Source organism: Methylobacterium sp. (assembly GCF_019750675.1).
In the GTDB taxonomy this organism is placed as follows: Bacteria; Pseudomonadota; Alphaproteobacteria; order Rhizobiales; family Beijerinckiaceae; genus Methylobacterium.
In genome coordinates this window covers 1-13,662 of record NZ_JAIEOF010000299.1, presented here as the reverse complement: position 1 = coordinate 13,662, position 13,662 = coordinate 1, and the positions used below count along the sequence as shown (strand labels likewise).

Genomic DNA, 13,662 nt, shown 5'->3' with positions numbered 1-13,662 from the left:
CGCCCCGCGTCACGGGAATCGACTTGCTCCGCCTCGCCCTCGTTCTAAAGCGTCAGCTTCCCCGGCTTGCCGGGGTCGCGATGGTCCTGCTGATCCGGTCCCTGTTCTGGCTGGCCCGACGCCTCGGGAGTGAGCGCGCGAGCGCGGTGGGCGGCCGCCTCGTCCGCACGATCGGGCCGTTCCTGCCTGCCCACCGCACCGCGATCGCCAACCTGCGCGCGGCTTTCCCCGAGCACGACGCGGCCACGATCCGGGCCCTGGCCCGGCAGGCCTGGGACAATCTCGGCCGCACGGGCGCGGAATACGCGCACCTGCACACCTTGTTCGACCTCGATCTGGCGGACCTCGCGGCGAGCCGGCACATCACGGTGGAGGGCGAGGGCCACTTCGCGGACCTGCGCGACGACGGCAAGGCCGGTCTGATCTTCTCCGCCCACCTCGCCAACTGGGAATTGCCGGCGATCTGCGCCGCCAAGTTCGGCCTCGACGCCACCGCGATCTTCCGGCCCCCCAACGATGCCGCCGCCGCCCGCCTCGTGCAGGAGGTGCGCCGCCAGACCATGGGTGGGCTGGCGGCCTCGGGCCAGGGCGCGGTCTTCGCCATGCAGGGTGTGGTGGACCGCGGCGGCCATCTCGGCCAGCTCATCGACCAGCACTTCACCCGCGGCGTGGTGGTGGAGTTCTTCGGCCGGCCGGTCCTCGTCAATCCGCTGCTGGCCAAGCTCGCCCGCCACTACGAGTGCCCCGTTCACGGAGTGCGGGTGATCCGCCGCGAGGGCACCCGCTTCCACCTCGAACTGACCCCGCCCCTCGACCTGCCGCGGGACGCCGAGGGCGCCATCGACGTCCAGGGCGCGATGCAGATGATGACCCGCACGATCGAGGACTGGATCCGCGAGAACCCCGGCCAGTGGCTCTGGATGCACCGTCGCTGGCGCCCCAACATGCTGCCGAAGGCGAAGGCTGACCCCGCCCCGCCGGCCGATCGAGGCACCGTGATGCCCGTCGCGGGTCCGGCGGCGGTATCGTGACCCGATCATGAGTCGGCCCGCCCCGCAGCCTCGCTTCCGCCGAACCGCGACCCTGGGCCTCGCCCTGCTCCTGCTCGGGACCCTCGCGGGGGGAGCGACGCCGGCGGGCGCGGGGGAGCGCAACCCCGTGGTCATCGAACTCTACACCAGCCAGGGCTGCGCCTCCTGCCAGCCCGCCTCGCGGGTGCTCGGCGACTTCGCCCGGGAGCCCGGTGTCATCGCCCTCACCTTCCCCATCACCTACTGGGACTACCTCGGCTGGAAGGACGCCTACGGCCAGGCGGCCTTCACGGCGCGGCAGCGCGCCTACGCGTCCCTGCGCGGAGAGCGGCAGGTCTTCACGCCCCAGGCCATCGTCAACGGCGAGCCCTCGATGATCCGCTCGGACCGGATGTCCCTTGAGCGGGCCCTGCGCCGGGCCCGGGCGAGCAGCGCGAGCCAGGTCACGGTCAAGAGCTGGGAAGAAGGCGACCGGATCTGCATCGATGTCGGCACCGGCGTCGGTCCGGAGGCCCAGGCCGACCTCTGGCTGCTGCCGGTGATGCGGCGTCGCCGGGTCTCCATCGGCGGCGGCGAGAACAAGGGGCAGGTCTTCGACTACATCAACGTGGTTCGCGGCATGCAGCGCATCGGCACATGGACCGGACGGCCGGAGCATTTCGAGATCCCGCGCCACGCCGCCCGGGTGCCGGAAGCCGATTCCTACGTCGTGGTCCTTCAGGGCGGCAGCGACGGGCGCCCGAGCCGTATCCTCGGCGCCGCCAAGGCCCCGGGTTTCTGAACGGCACGCGCTAGCTGCCGAGCGAGAGCCGGCCAGGACAAGAAGCCTGCCGGCGGAGCGGCCATGCCCGCAAGCGCCTGTCTCGGAACGAACTTTTAAGCCTATTCCGGCAGGAATGAATACAGTCGCCGAATCGTAAAAAGGGCTCTTGACGTATCCCCGATTGGGTCGCACCTTGATGCCGTGCTTCGACGGCAAAGCACAGCTCAAGCAACGAGGAGGCCTTGATCGTCTGACGATCACGACCGACGAGACGCAGGAGATTTGGGAATGACGCCACCCCAGCAGGCGGCTGCGACGATCATCCGGGGCTGATTCGACCCGGACGTTGAGCGGCGCACACGCGAATTACGGGACGGAAGCGGTCTCTCGGGGCGCAGAAGCGGCCAGCACGGCACGACTTCGGACATGCACCAGCCCCACCTCGGCCGCTTCCGCCGCCGATCCGATCGTTGGATCGGTGCGCGCGGTAAAGGATCCTCGGAACGACCCTGTCTCGATACCCACCCGCTGCGCTCTGGCGCGAGCGGCCAAATGCATGAGCGGAGCGCTCGCGGCGTTCAGCGCGGCCGCCGTAGAACCATGGCGATGAAGCGCGATTTCTCGGCGCGATAGGCGTCCATCGGCAATCCCTCGCAACGTGTCTTGAGGGCGTTGTAGCGCTCCAGAAGCCCGGCATCCCCGCGCAGTGCGTCGGCGAAGTGGTGGAAGACGTCGAAGGGGCCGCCCTTGACGGTCAATTGGATGCCGAGGGGAAGGGGCTGCCCGTCATCCGCGAACGCGGCGAAATCCTCAGTTCGAATCGAGCCGGCATTGCGGGCGAACAGCGCCGCGAGGCAGGCTTCGGCCGTGGGAAAATCCGCCGCGTCGACCCGCACCAGGAGGTCGAGGTCGCCCTTCGTCAGGCATCCCGGAATGGCGGTCGCGCCCACGTGCCGGATGTCGGCCGAGGTCGGCAGCGCGGGGCGAAGCGCGCTTCGGATGCGGGCGTAGAGCGCTTCCGCCGCGGCTGCCGTGCGCTCGGTCTCCGCGACCAGCCGAAGGGGATCCGCGTCCGGAATCCTGACCTCCCGGCGATCGGGACGGGTGCCGCCGGCCCTTACTCGATGCCGAGCTTGGCCTTCAGCAGGGCGTTCACCGCCGCCGGGTTGGCCTTGCCGCCGGTGGCCTTCATGGTCTGGCCGACGAACCAGCCGAGCAGGGTCGGCTTCTCCTTCGCCTGGGCCACCTTGTCGGGGTTCCGGGCGATGATGTCGTCCACGGCGGCCTCGATGGCGCCGGTGTCGGTGACCTGTTTCATGCCGCGCGATTCGACGATTTCGCGCGGGTCGCCGCCCTCGGACCACACGATCTCGAACAGGTCCTTGGCGATCTTGCCGGAGATGACGCTCTCTCCGATCAGGTCGACGATGGCGCCGAGTTGGGTCGCCGAGACCGGGCTCGTCTCGATGCTGTGACCTTCCTTGTTCAGGCGGCCGAACAGCTCGTTGATGACCCAGTTCGCCGCGGCCTTGCCGTCGCGGCCCTTGGCCACCGCCTCGAAGTAGTCGGCCGAGGCGCGCTCGGCGATGAGCACGCCGGCATCGTAGGGGCTGAGGCCGTAGGTCTCGATGAAGCGCGCCTTCTTGGCGTCGGGCAATTCGGGAAGGCCGGCGGCCAGCGCGTCCACGTAGGCCTGGTCGAATTCGAGCGGCAGCAGATCCGGGTCGGGGAAGTAGCGGTAGTCGTGCGCCTCTTCCTTCGAGCGCATGGAGCGGGTCTCGCCCTTGCCCGGATCGAACAGACGGGTCTCCTGGGAGATCGTGCCGCCATCCTCGATGATGGCGATCTGGCGCCTTGCTTCGGTTTCGATGGCCTGGCCGATGAAGCGGATCGAGTTGACGTTCTTGATCTCGCAGCGGGTGCCCAGCGGGTCGCCGGGCTTGCGTACCGAGACGTTCACGTCGGCCCGGAGCGAGCCCTTCTCCATGTCGCCGTCGCAGGTACCGAGGTAGCGCAGGATGGTGCGCAGCTTGGTCACGTAGGCGCGCGCCTCCTCCGACGAGCGGAGATCCGGCCGCGAGACGATCTCCATCAGGGCGACGCCCGAGCGGTTGAGGTCGACGAAGCTCTGGGTCGGGTTCTGGTCGTGCAGGGACTTGCCGGCATCCTGTTCGAGATGCAGCCGCTCGATGCCCACCGTGATGGTCTCGCCTTCGGGCAGATCGACCAGCACCTCGCCCTCGCCGACGATGGGGTCCTTGAACTGGCTGATCTGGTAGCCCTGCGGCAGGTCCGGGTAGAAGTAGTTCTTCCGGTCGAACACCGAGCGGTGGTTGATCTGCGCCTTCAGGCCGAGGCCCGTGCGCACCGCCTGGGCCACGCACTCCTCATTGATGACCGGCAGCATGCCGGGCATGGCCGCGTCCACCAGGGAGACATGGTCGTTCGGCTCGCCGCCGAATTCCGTCGAGGCGCCGGAGAACAGCTTGGAGCGGCTCGTGACCTGGGCGTGGATCTCCATGCCGATCACGACCTCCCAGTCGTGCAGGCCGCCCTTGATGAGCTTCTTGGGGTTCACGGCAGCGGTCATGATGGCCCGGTTTCAGCGTTGCGGGGCGCGGGTGAGCGCCGGAAGGGTGCAGGTGATCGAAGGTGGAAGGACCGACCGGCGCGGTCAAGCGCGCAGGCGGTAGAGCTGGTGCGCCAGGAACCCCAGGGTGCCCCAGAGGAAGCCCGCGATCCAGCGGATGGGGAAGAAGGTCGGTCCGTCGTGGCTCACCGGCGCCGGCCAGGGAATGCCGACGGCCGTGACGCCCCACGACACCAGCACCGAGACCGCGAAGGCCATCAGCGACACGAGGATGACCTTCACGAACTGGTCCGACTTCCAGCCCATCACCAGGGCGATGGCGATCAGCACCGGATCGAAGGCGGCCCAGATCCAGACGTCGAAGGGATAGACCGGGACGGTCATCGGGCCTGTTCCCAGGGCGAGGTGGGCTGTCCGGCAGAGGCCCGCGACCGGCTCCCTCTCCTGGAAGGAGAGGGTTGGGGTGAGGTGTGGTCCACCTCCGGAAAGGTCACGCACCTCACCCTGTCCCTCTCCTTCCAGGAGAGGGGACCCGCGCTTCGCATCGAAACCTTGCTCATGCCCACCACGCGGCGGGCAGCTTGGTCCGTCCAGCGGCGTCCTCGATCACCTGGGCGGCGGCGAACAGCGTCTCCTCGTCGAAGGGCCGGCCGATGAGCTGGAGCCCGAGGGGCAGGCCCTGCGCGTCGAGCCCGGCCGGCACCGAGATGCCGGGCAGGCCCGCCATGTTCACCGTGATGGTGAAGACGTCCTGCAGGTACATCTCCACGGGGTCGCCCGAGCCCTTCTCGCCGATGCCGAAGGCGGCGGACGGGGTCGCGGGCGTCAGGATCGCGTCGATGCCGGAGGCGTAGGCCTCTTCGAAGTCGCGCTTGATCAGGGTGCGGATGCGCTGCGCGCGGACGTAATAGGCATCGTAGTAGCCGGCCGAGAGCACGTAGGTGCCGATCATGATGCGGCGCTTCACCTCGCGGCCGAAGCCCGCCGCACGGGTGTTCTCGTAGAGGCCGGCGATGTCGCGTCCGGGTACGCGCAGGCCGTAGCGCACGCCGTCGTAGCGGGCGAGGTTGGAGGAGGCCTCCGCCGGGGCGACGATGTAGTAGGCCGGCAGCGCGTATTGCGTGTGCGGCAGCGAGATCTCGCGGATCGTGGCGCCCGCGTCCCGCAGCATGTCGGCGCCCCGGTCCCAGAGCGCCTGGATCTCGGCGGACATGCCCTCGACCCGATACTCCTTCGGAATGCCGATGGTCAGGCCCTTCACGCCGCGCGCCACCGCCGCCTCGAAGTCGGGCACGGGCAGGTCGGCGCAGGTGGTGTCGCGCGAATCCTGACCCGCCATGGAGCCGAGCAGGATCGCGCAGTCGCGTACCGTACGGGCGATGGGCCCGGCCTGATCCAGGGACGAGGCGTACGCCACCGTGCCCCAGCGCGAGCAGCGGCCGTAGGTCGGCTTGATGCCCACCGTGCCGGTGAAGGCGGCGGGCTGGCGGATCGAGCCGCCGGTATCGGTCGCGGTGGCACCGAGGCAGAGGCGGGCGGCCACCGCCGCCGCCGAACCGCCGGAGGAGCCGCCGGGCACCAGCTTTGTCTCCGAGCCGGCCCGCCGCCAGGGCGAGACCGTGTCGCCGTAGGCGGAGGTCTCGTTGGACGAGCCCATGGCGAACTCGTCGAGGTTGAGCTTGCCGAGCATCACGGCCCCGTCGCGCCAGAGGTTGGCGGTCACGGCGGATTCGTAGGCGGGCGTGAACCCTTCGAGGATCTTCGAGCCGGCGGTGGTCGCCACGCCCTCCGTGCAGAACAGGTCCTTGATCCCCAGCGGGATGCCTTCCAGCGGACGGGCCTGCGCGGACGCGATCCGCGCATCCGCCGCCTCGGCCATGGCCAGGGCCCGGTCGGGCGTCTCGACGAGGTAGGCGTTCAGGGCCCGGGCCTTCTCCATGGCGTCGAGATGCGCGCGGGTCAGGTCGGTGGCGGAGAAATCCTTGGCCTTGAGCCCGTCGCGGGCCTCCGCCAGGGTGAGTTCGTTCAGCGTGGTCATGTGCGGGAGAGTCCTGGGCGCTCGTCCTGATGGGTCCCGGGTGCTCCGCCGTCGCCACTGAGTGGGCGCCGGGCGGACCGTCCCGCGGGGCGGCCGGGTTCGGGGTCGGCGGCGTGCGCCTACTCGACGACCTTGGGCACGAGGAAATAATGGTCCTCGGTCTCGGGCGCGTTGGCCACGATGGCGTCGGCCTTGGCCCCGTCGGTGACAACGTCGGCCCGCTTCTTCATCGCCATCGGGGTGACCGAGGTCATCGGCTCGACCCCCGTCACGTCGACGGCACCGAGTTGCTCGACGAAGGCCAGGATCGCGTTGAGTTCGCCCTGCAGGGGGGCGACCTCGTCCTCGCTCACCGCGATGCGCGCCAGGTGCGCGATGCGCCTCACCGTCGTTGCGTCGACCGACATGCTGTCTTCAGTTCCTCGGGCACCCATCCGCAGCCCGGCGGGGTTGGCGGGCGATGGGGCGTCGCGCCGGGCTATAGCACCCGCCGTCGCGCGCTCGCAACGCCGGCCGGCCGGTCGCGCGGGCCGACGAGGCTCAGGCGATGCGGTGGTGCGCGACGGCCGGCACCTCGATGAGGATCCCGGTCTGGCGCGACCGCAGGTCCGCCTGCTGGAAGCCGACGAGCAGGATCTCGCAGGCCAGCGCCAGCATCAGCTTGTGCCGCAACGGCATCTTGCGGCGCGGGGAGCGGGAATCGAGCGGGCTCATGCGGACGGCATCCGAGACGTTAACGAACGATTAACGATGCTCTGGCCGATGGGGTCCACGCAAGGGTAAGGATACGCTTTGGTAGCGTTAACGGCCCGAAGGGAGCGATTCAGATGTGGGAGACGGTCTTCGAGCCCTGCGCGCCGGGCCCCCTTGCGGGGGCGGCCGACCTCGACCGCGCCGAGACCGAACTCGGCTTCGCCCTGCCGGAGAGCTACCGCGCCTTCTGCCGGACCCTCGGAGCCGGGCTCGCGAACGGGCATTTCCGCGTGGCGGTCCCGGGCGCGGATCCGGAGACCGACCTCGTCGGACGCTCGGAGTTGATCGCCCACAGCATCGCGGCGGTGCTGGAGGGGCGTGAGGGACACCGCTTCGAGGTGGAGGGCGACGACCCGAGCGTGATCGAGCGCGCCTGCTTCTTCGGCCAGACGGAGGCCGGCGAATTCCTGTTCTGGGACGTGGTGCCGGGGCGCGACGAGTACGAGATCTGGGTACTGGGCGCCGACCTCGAATCGATCCGCTTCGGCGGGGCCGACCTCGTCGACCTCATGCGGCGCAGCCGGGGCCCGGCGGTGCGCGGCATCCTCGGCATGGGCGCCGAGCCCCTGCCCGCTTCCTTCGTGGGCGACGGCACCGCAGGCTCGGCCGGGCTGCACTGACGGGACGCGGCCCCTCGCTGGCCTCTTGGCCAACCTCTTGGCCAGCCCTTTAGCCAGCCCCTTGCCGGCGCCCCTTGCCGGCTCGGTGCGGATCGCGCAGGAGGAGCGCCTTCAGGGGACGGACCACGGGAGCGGGGTGGACATGGACGAGGCCGAGATGCGGGCCTTCGCGGAGGCCTCGCGGGGCGGCCCCCGCCTGATCGGGATCGATCTCGGCACGAAGACGATCGGTCTCGCCCTGTCGGATGTCGGCCGCCAGATCGCCTCGCCCCTGGAGACGATCCGGCGGGTCAAGTTCACCCCGGACGTGAAGCGCCTGGCGACCCTGTGCGCGATGCACGGCGTCGGCGGCCTCGTCATCGGCCTGCCCCTGAACATGGACGGCAGCGAGGGCGTACGGGTCCAGTCCACCCGTTCCTTCGTGCGCAACATGAAGCCCCTGCTGCCCCTGCCCGTCCTCTACTGCGACGAGCGCCTCTCCACCGCCGCCGTCACCCGCGCGCTGATCGCGGCGGACGCCTCGCGTGCCAAGCGCGGCGAGGTGGTGGACATGCTGGCCGCCGCCTACATCCTCCAGGGCTGCCTGGACCAGATGCGGCGCGCCCTCGGCGAGGCGGCGGAGGACGACGAGAGCGAAGCCTGATCCGCGACCCCGTTCAGCGGAACAGCGAGAGGACGCCCGCCGAGGCGCCGTTGGCGATGCCGAGGGCCTGGACGGCCAGCTGCTGCTGGGTCTGGAGGGCCTTCAACTTGGTCGACTCCTCTTCCACGTCGGCGTCGACCAGGATGCCGATGGTGCGGTCGTTGGCCTTCATCAGCGTGTCGACGAAGGCCTTCTGGCCGTCGATCTGGGTCTTGTTGGCGCCGAGCTTCGTGCCCGCGTCGGCGACGCTGGCAATGGCCTTGTCCACCTGCGTGATCAGGGCCGACAGGGTCGCGTCGCCGGCGGTGCCGGTGAGGTTCGCGATATCGATCGTTTCGATGGAGACGCCCGCGGGGTTGGTGGTGTCGAGGATGCCCTTGGTCGTGGTCGTCACCGCGTCGCTGCCGAAGACCGAGATGCGTGCGCTGCCGTTGAGCCCCGTGGCGCCGAGGCCGGTCTGACCGTTGGTGAAGCCGAAGGCCGCCGTGTCGGGCCCCGTGATCGTCGCGCTGCCTGCGGGGCCGCCGCTCGCCCCGAGGAGGATGAGGCGGTCGGGTGCCTTCTCCGGACCGGTGAGGCTGAAGGCGAGGGAACTACTCTGTGCCGCCAGGCTGGCATTGAGGAGGTTGCGGATCTCCGTGATGCTGACGGCGGCTGGGTTCGCCGGGGCCGGCAGGCTGGCGGCGGTCAGGGTGACCGTCTGGCTCGTGGTGCCGTCGCTCACCGTGATCGACTTCGTCGCGGCGCCCGACAGGTCGATGGGCACGTAGGGTGTCGCCACGACCGCAGGCCGGTAGAGGGCGGTGCCGCCGTTCGCCCCCAGACCGAGATCGAGCCAGGTGCCGCCCGCGGTCCCGGACAGGATGTTCAGGCCGGAGCCGGCACCGGTCGCCGTCGTCTCGAAGCGGAGCCTGCCCCCGTCGTCGAGGGATGCGGACACGTTGCCCCGCAGGGAGGACGAGGCCGCGATCTGATTGTTGAGGGCGCTCACCACCTCGTCGGTCGTCACCTTGGCGAGGTCCTTGACGGCGGCGGCGAGGGTCGTCCGGTTCAGCACCAGGGTGCCGATGCCGGCCGAACCGGTGAGCCGGATCGCGACCTCGTTGGTCCCGCTGAAATCCGCCGTGCCGCCGGGAGCGAAGCCGGGCGAGCCGGCCAGGGCCATCTGCGCCGTCTGACGCGCGCCGGAGGCCGGCCGGGTCACGCTGGCGCCGCCGGAATCGTAGAGCCGGATCGCCGCGACGTCGATGTCGACCCGCGAGAACGTCACCGCGCCGGTCCTGTCGCGGGAGAACCCGGCGACCACGCTCTGCGTCGACCGATAGGCCGTGTTGGTGGGCGAGGAATCCGTCGCGAGCCAGTTCTGTCCGCTCGCCGTGGAAGAGCTGGCGGTGGCCTTCATCTTGTCCTGGATCGCGGCGATCTCAATCTGCACCTTGGCCCGATCGACGCCCGGCTGGAGGGCGGTCTGGAGCTTGGCGCGCAGGTTCTGCAGATCCGACAGGACGCTGGTGAGACCGTTATAGGCGGTGTCCACCGCCGAGGCCCCGAGGCCGAGAGAATCCTTGATCGACCCGAGGGCGGCGTTGTCGGTGCGGACGCTGGTGGCGATCGACCAGTAGGCCGCGTTGTCGGCGCTGTCCGTGACGCGCTGGCCGGTGGACACACGCTTGCTCGTGACGTCCAGCTGCTGGTTGATCGCCTTCAGCGTCGTCAGCGCCGTCAGGGCGGCGTTGTTGGTCAGCAGGCTGGTCACGGAGCGCGCATCCTCTGGGGCGGCTTGTCGGCCACCGTCCAGCCTTGGTTAACGCCCGGGTCTCAAGACACCGTTAAGGATGACGCGAGCCCGCCTCGGCCGTCAGCCGAGGAGGGACACCGTTCCGCTGCCGTGCCGCTCGATGCGGCCGTCGAGTTCGAGTTCGAGCAGCGTGGTCTGGACGACGCGGACGCTGAGGCCGGCGGCCCGCGCGAGCTCGTCGGTCCCGATCGGCGTCGGGCTGAGAAAGCCGATCAGGCGGGCCCGGTCGTCCGCCGGTTCGGCCGTCTCCGGAGCCTCGGGCAAGAGGGGCGGCACGGGGCCGTCGACGTCGAGTTCGTCCCAGAAGATCGATCCCTCGGCGAAGTCCGGACGATCGAGGGCGAGGGTGTCCGCCCCCTGTTCGAAGCCGCCTGCTGGCTTCCGGGTGCCCTCTTCCAGCAGCGGCGCGATCGCCTCCGTGACGTGGGCCACCTCCGCCACCAGGGTCGCGCCCTGGCGGATCAGGTCGTTGGTGCCCTCCGCGCGCGGGTCGAGGGGGGAGCCCGGCACGGCGAAGACCTCGCGGCCCTGCTCCAGGGCGAAGCGGGCGGTGATCAGCGAGCCCGAGCGGCGGGCGGCCTCCACCACCACGGTGCCGTAGGCCAGCCCCGAGATGATGCGGTTGCGCCGGGGAAAATCGCGTCCGCGCGGCTCCCAGCCCATCGGCATCTCGGCGAGGACGGCGCCCCCGGCCTCCAGGATCGCCTCCACCAGGGCGGCGTGGTTGGCCGGGTAGATCCGGTCCTGTCCCCCCGCCAGCACCGCCGCCGTGCCGGGCACCAGGGCGGCCCGGTGGGCGCGGGCGTCGATGCCGCGCGCCAGCCCCGAGACCACGACGAGCCCCGCCTCCCCGAGCCCGCGGGCGAGGCGCTCGGTGAAGGCGAGGCCGGCGGCGGAGGCGTTGCGCGAGCCGACGATGGCGATGGCGGGCCGGTTCAGGATCGCGGCCTCGCCCCGAATGGCGATGAGCGGCGGCGCCGAATCGGCCGCCTGCAGCAGTTTCGGGTAGGCCGCCTCCCCGAGCGCGACGAGGCGGGCGCCGAGGCGGGCGGCGGCGGCGATCTCGCCTTCCGCCTCCGCCCGGCTCGGCGGGGTGATGCGCCGACCGCTGCGGCCGGTGAGCGTCGGCAGGGCCTCCAGGGCGGCCCCGGCCCCGCCGAAGCGGTTGATGAGGGTTCGAAACGTGCGCGGGCCGACCCCCTCGCTGCGGATCAGGCGCAGCCAGTCGAGGCGCTGGCCATCGGTTAGCTGCATTCGCCCTCCCCCTTCGGAGCGGGCGCCGGGGCCTCAGCCCTTCTGCCCGATGCGCCCCTCGGTCCCGTCGATGAGCCGGCGGATGTTGGGTGCGTGCTTCCACCATAGCAGGGCGGCGAGCAGGAGAAACAAAATTGCAACCGAAGGCTGTCCCAGCGCCCACAGGACCAGGGGCGTCAGGGCCGAGGCCGCCAGGGCCGCGAGGGAGGAATATTTCAGCGTGAAGGCGAGGCCGAGCCAGATGGCCGCGAAGGCCAGGAGGCCGGGCGGGCTCAGGGCGAGCAGCACGCCCAGGAAAGTCGCCACCCCCTTGCCGCCCTTGAACCCGAGCCAGACCGGAAACAGGTGCCCGAGGAAGGCGCCGAGGCCGGCCACGAGGGCGGTCTCGGTTCCGAAACGGCCGGCGATCACGACCGCGAGCGTGCCCTTCAGCGCGTCGCCCAGCAGGGTGGCGACCGCGAGGCCCTTGCGGCCGGTGCGCAGCACGTTGGTGGCGCCGATATTGCCCGAACCGATCGCCCGCACGTCGCCGAGACCGGCGAATCGGGTCAGGATCAGCCCGAACGGGATCGAGCCGAGGAGGTAGCCCCCGGCCAGCGACCCCAGCAGGAGAGGCCAGGGCAGAGCGTCGAGGGCGATCACGCGGCGGCCTCGCTCTCGGCAGGCGCACGGAACACGATGCGTCCCGCCACCATCGTGAGGATCGCGGCCCCTTGCAGGCGGGCTTCGTCGAAGGGCGAATTCTTCGAGCGGGACTTCAGGGCGCGCTTGTCGAGGACGTAGGGCAGGTCGGGATCGATCAGCACGAGGTCGGCGGCGGCTCCGGCCGCGAGGCGACCGGCCCGGCGCCCGAGAAGATCCGCCGGGCTGGCGGTCAGTGCCGCGAGCAGGCGCGGCAGGCTGATATCGCCGGTATGGACCAGCCGGAGGGCGGCGCCCAGCAGCGTCTCGATGCCCAGCGCCCCGTCGGCGGCCTCGGCGAAGGGCAGGCGCTTGGTCTCGACGTCCTGCGGGTTGTGGTCGGAGACGACGACGTCGATCACGCCTTCGTTGAGGGCCGCCACCAGGGCGAGCCGGTCGGTCTCGTGGCGCAGCGGCGGCGAGAGCCGGCAGAAGGTGCGGTAATGGCCGATGTCGCCCTCGTTGAGCACCAGGTTGTTCACCGAGGCGCCGCAGGTGACGGGCAGGCCGTCCGCCTTGGCCCGGCGCACGATCTCGACCGAATCGGCGCAGGAGATCATCGCCGCGTGGTAGCGGGCGCCGGTGAGGCGCACGAGGCGGATGTCGCGCTCCAGCATCACCGTCTCGGCCTCGCGCGGGATGCCGAGGAGGCCGAGGCGGGAGGCCATCTCGCCCTCGTTCATCACGCCGTCGCCGACGAGGTCCGGCTCCTCCACGTGCTGCATCAGCAGGGCGCCGAAATCGCGCGCATAGGTCATCGCCCGCCGCATCACCTGGGCGTTGCGCACCGCCTTGAGGCCGTCCGTGAAGGCGACCGCCCCGGCTTCCTGAAGCAGGCCGAACTCGGTCATCTCCTGGCCGGCCAGCCCCTTGGTGATGGCGGCGGCCGGCAGGACGTTGACGCTCGCGGTGTCCCGCGCCCGGCGCAGGACGAAATCGACGATGGCCGGCCCGTCGATGACCGGGTTGGTGTCCGGCATGCAGACCAGGGTGGTGACACCCCCGGCGGCGGCAGCCGCGCTGGCGCTGGCCAGGGTCTCGCGATGCTCGGCCCCGGGCTCGCCCACGAAGGCGCGCAGGTCGATGAGGCCGGGGCTGAGGACGTGGCCGCCGCAATCGATGGTCTCGGCCTCGTCCGGCACCCCGGTGAGCGGGCTCCAGCCGACATCGTGGATGAGCCCGTCGCGCACGAGGACGTGGCCGGGCGCCTGCCGGCCCGTGGCCGGGTCGCAGAGCGTGGCGTTGGTCAGGAGGATGGGGCGCATCGTCATGGGTCGCGGTTTCGACCGGGCGCGCCGTGGCGTCAAGGCGGGATGCCGATTGTGCCGGCACCGGGAGACGTCGCGTTCGCCCCGTCCCCCGGACCTGTCCAGACGGCCTGGATCACACCTCGAAGACGGGGTCGCTGCCTGACGCCTTATTCAGCTTGATGCCGTGAAGGCAATCCGCCTTTGCCACGTAGCTTTCACTGCTCTTCGAGATCTCTTCGCG

Annotated in this window: 14 protein-coding genes; 4 read left to right on the top strand and 10 right to left on the bottom strand. The window is 70.6% G+C overall.

Going from position 1 to position 13,662, the window contains the following annotated elements; translation table 11 throughout:
- Positions 1-23 precede the first annotated feature (23 nt).
- Both K2X24_RS15690 and K2X24_RS15685 read left to right on the top strand, forming a co-directional pair.
- Positions 24-1,031 carry a lipid A biosynthesis lauroyl acyltransferase gene (locus tag K2X24_RS15690; RefSeq protein WP_292499313.1) on the top strand — a complete coding sequence of 336 codons (1,008 nt, stop codon included), beginning with the start codon at positions 24-26 and terminating at the stop codon, positions 1,029-1,031.
- Positions 1,032-1,038: 7 nt separating this feature from the next.
- Positions 1,039-1,812 (top strand): thioredoxin family protein, encoded by a 774-nt coding sequence (locus tag K2X24_RS15685; RefSeq protein ID WP_292499292.1) that lies wholly within the window; start codon positions 1,039-1,041, stop codon positions 1,810-1,812.
- Positions 1,813-2,372: 560 nt separating this feature from the next.
- On the opposite strand, the gene K2X24_RS15680 is transcribed toward K2X24_RS15685, so the two are convergent.
- The 6 genes from K2X24_RS15680 to K2X24_RS15655 form a co-directional block, all read right to left on the bottom strand.
- Positions 2,373-2,849: a GrpB family protein gene (locus K2X24_RS15680; RefSeq protein ID WP_292499312.1), complete on the bottom strand. Its 477-nt coding sequence runs from the start codon at positions 2,847-2,849 to the stop codon at positions 2,373-2,375.
- 62 nt (positions 2,850-2,911) lie between these two features.
- Positions 2,912-4,384 carry an Asp-tRNA(Asn)/Glu-tRNA(Gln) amidotransferase subunit GatB gene (gene gatB / locus K2X24_RS15675; RefSeq protein ID WP_292499291.1) on the bottom strand — a complete coding sequence of 491 codons (1,473 nt, stop codon included), beginning with the start codon at positions 4,382-4,384 and terminating at the stop codon, positions 2,912-2,914.
- A gap of 84 nt (positions 4,385-4,468) precedes the next feature.
- A complete protein-coding gene (locus K2X24_RS15670) occupies positions 4,469-4,768 on the bottom strand; it encodes a hypothetical protein (protein ID WP_292499290.1) in 300 nt (99 codons plus the stop codon).
- Positions 4,769-4,940: 172 nt separating this feature from the next.
- Positions 4,941-6,422 carry an Asp-tRNA(Asn)/Glu-tRNA(Gln) amidotransferase subunit GatA gene (gatA, locus tag K2X24_RS15665; RefSeq protein WP_292499289.1) on the bottom strand — a complete coding sequence of 494 codons (1,482 nt, stop codon included), beginning with the start codon at positions 6,420-6,422 and terminating at the stop codon, positions 4,941-4,943.
- 119 nt (positions 6,423-6,541) lie between these two features.
- Positions 6,542-6,829, bottom strand: a complete 288-nt coding sequence (gatC, locus tag K2X24_RS15660) for an Asp-tRNA(Asn)/Glu-tRNA(Gln) amidotransferase subunit GatC (RefSeq protein ID WP_243913308.1) — start codon at positions 6,827-6,829, stop codon at positions 6,542-6,544.
- 133 nt (positions 6,830-6,962) lie between these two features.
- Positions 6,963-7,136, bottom strand: coding sequence for a hypothetical protein (locus K2X24_RS15655; protein ID WP_292499288.1), 174 nt, complete (start codon positions 7,134-7,136; stop codon positions 6,963-6,965).
- A 113-nt stretch (positions 7,137-7,249) separates the two neighbouring features.
- Between K2X24_RS15655 and K2X24_RS15650 the strand changes: the two genes are divergently transcribed.
- A complete protein-coding gene (locus K2X24_RS15650; RefSeq protein ID WP_292499287.1) occupies positions 7,250-7,795 on the top strand; it encodes an SMI1/KNR4 family protein in 546 nt (181 codons plus the stop codon).
- Positions 7,796-7,937: 142 nt separating this feature from the next.
- Positions 7,938-8,438 (top strand): Holliday junction resolvase RuvX, encoded by a 501-nt coding sequence (gene ruvX / locus K2X24_RS15645; protein ID WP_292499286.1) that lies wholly within the window; start codon positions 7,938-7,940, stop codon positions 8,436-8,438.
- Positions 8,439-8,451: 13 nt separating this feature from the next.
- Here the strand turns inward: ruvX and K2X24_RS15640 are convergent, their stop codons facing one another.
- The 4 genes from K2X24_RS15640 to K2X24_RS15625 all read right to left on the bottom strand — a co-directional run bounded on the left by K2X24_RS15640 (position 8,452) and on the right by K2X24_RS15625 (position 13,436).
- Positions 8,452-10,194, bottom strand: a complete 1,743-nt coding sequence (locus K2X24_RS15640) for a flagellin (RefSeq protein ID WP_292499285.1) — start codon at positions 10,192-10,194, stop codon at positions 8,452-8,454.
- A gap of 102 nt (positions 10,195-10,296) precedes the next feature.
- Positions 10,297-11,490 carry a DNA-processing protein DprA gene (dprA, locus tag K2X24_RS15635; RefSeq protein ID WP_292499284.1) on the bottom strand — a complete coding sequence of 398 codons (1,194 nt, stop codon included), beginning with the start codon at positions 11,488-11,490 and terminating at the stop codon, positions 10,297-10,299.
- Positions 11,491-11,523: 33 nt separating this feature from the next.
- Complete coding sequence (gene plsY, locus K2X24_RS15630) at positions 11,524-12,132, bottom strand: glycerol-3-phosphate 1-O-acyltransferase PlsY (protein ID WP_292499283.1); 609 nt, start codon at positions 12,130-12,132, stop codon at positions 11,524-11,526.
- A complete protein-coding gene (locus K2X24_RS15625; RefSeq protein ID WP_292499311.1) occupies positions 12,129-13,436 on the bottom strand; it encodes a dihydroorotase in 1,308 nt (435 codons plus the stop codon). Before K2X24_RS15625 ends, plsY begins: the two co-directional genes overlap by 4 nt.
- Positions 13,437-13,662: the final 226 nt, after the last annotated feature.

What these genes read in the sequence shown, in the direction of transcription:
- K2X24_RS15685 (WP_292499292.1), top strand. Translation starts at nt 1,039, where the DNA reads ATGAGTCGGCCCGCCCCGCAGCCTCGCTTCCGCCGAACCGCGACCCTG.
- gatB (WP_292499291.1), bottom strand. Translation starts at nt 4,384, where the DNA reads ATGACCGCTGCCGTGAACCCCAAGAAGCTCATCAAGGGCGGCCTGCAC.
- K2X24_RS15670 (WP_292499290.1), bottom strand. Translation starts at nt 4,768, where the DNA reads ATGACCGTCCCGGTCTATCCCTTCGACGTCTGGATCTGGGCCGCCTTC.
- gatA (WP_292499289.1), bottom strand. Translation starts at nt 6,422, where the DNA reads ATGACCACGCTGAACGAACTCACCCTGGCGGAGGCCCGCGACGGGCTC.
- gatC (WP_243913308.1), bottom strand. Translation starts at nt 6,829, where the DNA reads ATGTCGGTCGACGCAACGACGGTGAGGCGCATCGCGCACCTGGCGCGC.
- K2X24_RS15655 (WP_292499288.1), bottom strand. Translation starts at nt 7,136, where the DNA reads ATGAGCCCGCTCGATTCCCGCTCCCCGCGCCGCAAGATGCCGTTGCGG.
- K2X24_RS15650 (WP_292499287.1), top strand. Translation starts at nt 7,250, where the DNA reads ATGTGGGAGACGGTCTTCGAGCCCTGCGCGCCGGGCCCCCTTGCGGGG.
- ruvX (WP_292499286.1), top strand. Translation starts at nt 7,938, where the DNA reads ATGGACGAGGCCGAGATGCGGGCCTTCGCGGAGGCCTCGCGGGGCGGC.
- dprA (WP_292499284.1), bottom strand. Translation starts at nt 11,490, where the DNA reads ATGCAGCTAACCGATGGCCAGCGCCTCGACTGGCTGCGCCTGATCCGC.
- K2X24_RS15625 (WP_292499311.1), bottom strand. Translation starts at nt 13,436, where the DNA reads ATGCGCCCCATCCTCCTGACCAACGCCACGCTCTGCGACCCGGCCACG.